3 protein-coding genes are annotated in these 3,170 nt (G+C 49.4%); 2 read left to right on the forward strand and 1 reads right to left on the reverse strand.

The annotated features are described in order from the left end of the window. A partial coding sequence (locus tag ACKI5J_RS10565) for an alginate lyase family protein (RefSeq protein ID WP_407429266.1) occupies window positions 1–739 on the forward strand: 739 nt, incomplete at its 5' end. 2 nt (window positions 740–741) lie between these two features. Here the strand turns inward: ACKI5J_RS10565 and ACKI5J_RS10570 are convergent. Further along, window positions 742–1,200 (reverse strand): YciI family protein, encoded by a 459-nt coding sequence (locus ACKI5J_RS10570; protein ID WP_407429268.1) that lies wholly within the window; start codon window positions 1,198–1,200, stop codon window positions 742–744. 311 nt (window positions 1,201–1,511) lie between these two features. On the opposite strand from ACKI5J_RS10570, the gene ACKI5J_RS10575 reads away from it, so the two are divergent. Continuing rightward, window positions 1,512–3,068, forward strand: a complete 1,557-nt coding sequence (locus ACKI5J_RS10575) for a protein adenylyltransferase SelO (RefSeq protein WP_407429270.1) — start codon at window positions 1,512–1,514, stop codon at window positions 3,066–3,068. The last annotated feature ends 102 nt before the right edge of the window (window positions 3,069–3,170 follow it).

Consider the following 3,170-nt stretch of genomic DNA (forward strand, 5'->3'; position numbering starts at 1 on the left):
CTCCAGCTGGGCAAAGGTAAATCAACCCGTTGCCAATCCCATCAACAACACGAAGTTAGAACCGCTCTTTGAAGCTTACGACCTGATTAAGGATGACATCCCCGCTGAGGACCGCAAGATTACCAACGCATGGCTTACCCAGATAGCGATCGCAGAGATTAACAATCCCAGGATGAACACGGAGAAGTCTTACAACAACTGGAATTCACATCGCATCAAGATCGTGGGCGAGATTGCATATATCCTGAACGACAACAAACTGAAGGTATATGTAGATACCATGATGAAGCGTCAGATCAACCTTAACTTATATGCCAATGGCTCTGGTATGGACTTCGTGGAACGCGATGCGCTGCATTACCATGCCTACACGCTGGAACCACTTCTGAGCATAGCGACCGTTATTAAACGCGGCGGCGGCATGAATTTCTACACTTACGTTTCTCCTTCTGGCTCCTCCATTGCGAAGTCTGTAGATTTCTTTGTCCCCTATGCAACCGGTAAACAGACGCACCCGGAATTCGTCAACAGTACGGTTGCTTTCGACAAAGCGCGCGCTGCTAACCACGAAGCCGGTTACATCATCGGGGAGAACTTTAAACCGCAAGCAACGCTGGATGTTTTTTCCTATGTCTCTTTCTTCAATCCTGAATATACGACACTTGTGAAAGAGTTGATGAATACGTCAGAAGCCTATCCAACCTGGCGCTGTTTATTAAACAAGGTCAGGACAGATTAATATCAGGGTTTCTTCAACTCAACGATATCGTGATACTTCAAATACATCGGCAATGCAGCAGAGCCGTACCATGGATAAAGTTCTGCATCCAATAGCTTCGCCGCAATTGCCGGATCGGTTTTCAACAGCAACCCTGCTTCCTCCGCGGTTTTCACATTAAGGATGAAAATTCCACGATAGAACTTGTCGTTTTTCTCCATGGGTCCAGCAACAACAAGCTTGCCGTTCGCAGCCAGCTTGTTGATATTTTCCATATGCCCGGCAAACAGCTTCCCAATAGCCGCTTTATCCTTTGTTTGATTGGATCCTGTTTTCAACAGGACCAGGATGTACATTTTCATCCCATATTCATCGGCACCAAGCGAGTCTGCCAGGGCCTTATTATACCTTCTATCTTCCGTTTGCGCCAGCAGACCCTGTGTAAAAAGGCAGAACAACAGGCAGGCAAAAACTATTTTCATACTATTTATGCACGAGTTGATCGAGTGCATTGGAAAGATACGGATATTTAAAATTATAGTTTCTTTTTTCAAGAGTAGCGGACACTACCCTTCTGCGCAACAGGACCAGCATTAGTAGACTTTCTTTAATTATGAGAACGTTCTGTCGCACAATCTGTTGACAGCATCACGCCCCAGAGCACAACCCCATCTTCAAACGGGACTGATCCGGCACGGGAAGCAGTCCCTAAATCCCATAGATTCTTCATATTTTCCCAAAGAACTTCAGTATGGCATAACCTTCGCTGTCCCAAAGATCAATCTGAATAAGTATGCAGCATTTAAGCGAGAAGACCTTTAAAAACGAGTTTGTCAACAATTTTCCCGGAGACGACAGTGGCGACCGTAAGCCACGGCAGACACCTGGCGTATTCTACAGCAAAGCACTGCCAACACCGGTCCAAAAACCGGTACTTCTGGCATGGTCCTCAGACCTTGCTGATGAACTGGGCATTGCCAGTCCAGAGGCAGCGGATGTTGATATACTCGGCGGGAATCTGGTAACGCCATCCATGCAGCCCTATGCCGCATGTTACGCCGGTCACCAGTTTGGCAACTGGGCAGGCCAACTCGGCGATGGCCGTGCAATCACACTTGGTGAATGGGAGACACCAGGAGGTAAAACCTTTGAACTGCAGTTAAAAGGTGCAGGCCCTACCGCATACTCCCGCCGTGCCGATGGCCGGGCAGTACTCAGGTCTTCCGTAAGGGAGTACTTAATGAGTGAAGCCATGTTTCACCTGGGCATACCGACTACAAGAGCATTGGGCTTGGTGACTACCGGCGACAAGGTTGTACGCGACATGTTTTATGACGGACGCCCTGCATATGAACCCGGCGCCATCGTGATGCGCGTTGCACCAAGCTTTCTGCGCTTTGGCAACTTCGAGATGCTTACGGCAAGAAATGAGATCGACAACCTGAAGAATTTAATCAACTGGACCATAGACCACCACTATCCGCACCTGCAAGGCGAAGGACGTATCCTGCAGTGGTTTGCTGAAGTGGTCGAACGTACCGCTACGATGATCGTAGAATGGCTCCGGGTGGGATTTGTACATGGGGTTATGAACACCGATAACATGTCTGTACTGGGCCTGACCATCGATTATGGTCCCTACTCCTTCCTCGACAACTACGACCCGGACTTTACACCCAATACCACAGATCTCCCGGGAAAAAGGTATGCGTTCGGGCGTCAGGCTTCCATCGCCTACTGGAACCTAAGCTGCCTGGCCAATGCGATTGCGCCCCTATTTCCTGAAATTGAGCCACTGGAAGAGCAACTCAAGACCTTCGAGGACATCTACTGGACGAAATACTATGAGATGATGGCCGGCAAACTTGGACTCGATGCCGCGACCCAGGAAGACGTCCCTCTGGTGGCGGAACTGGAGAGACTGCTGACCTCCATACAGCCAGACATGACCATATTCTACCAGCTCCTGATCGAACTGCCGCTGGAACTAAAAGACGAGCATGCGATTGAAAAACACTTTCAGCCTGGTCTGTACGAAGAACTCGGAGATGCGGACCGGACCGGGTTGCATCAATGGGTGCTAAGCTACCTGGCGCGAATCACCAGGAACACCTGTACACGGGAACAATCACTCGAAAAAATGAGAAAGAGCAACCCACGTTTTGTTTTACGGAACTACCTCCTGCACATGGCCATAGCGGAACTGGAGAAAGGTCAGGACACCCTGTTCAGAAAACTCAAGGAGGCACTTAAAGATCCATACTCCAGAAACTTCGACGAGTTTTTTGAAACACGACCGGGCTGGGCTACCCAGCAGGCCGGGTGCTCCATGCTCTCCTGCAGCTCCTAGCGTATACTTTTCATCATTCATCTGCGATCTCGATCCATACCGGACCGTGATCGCTCGTTTTCTCCCAGCCACGAACAAACCGGTCCACACCTGCAGCTTTCA

It is taken from the genome of Arcticibacter sp., from assembly GCF_045629565.1.
GTDB lineage: Bacteria > Bacteroidota > Bacteroidia > Sphingobacteriales > Sphingobacteriaceae > Arcticibacter.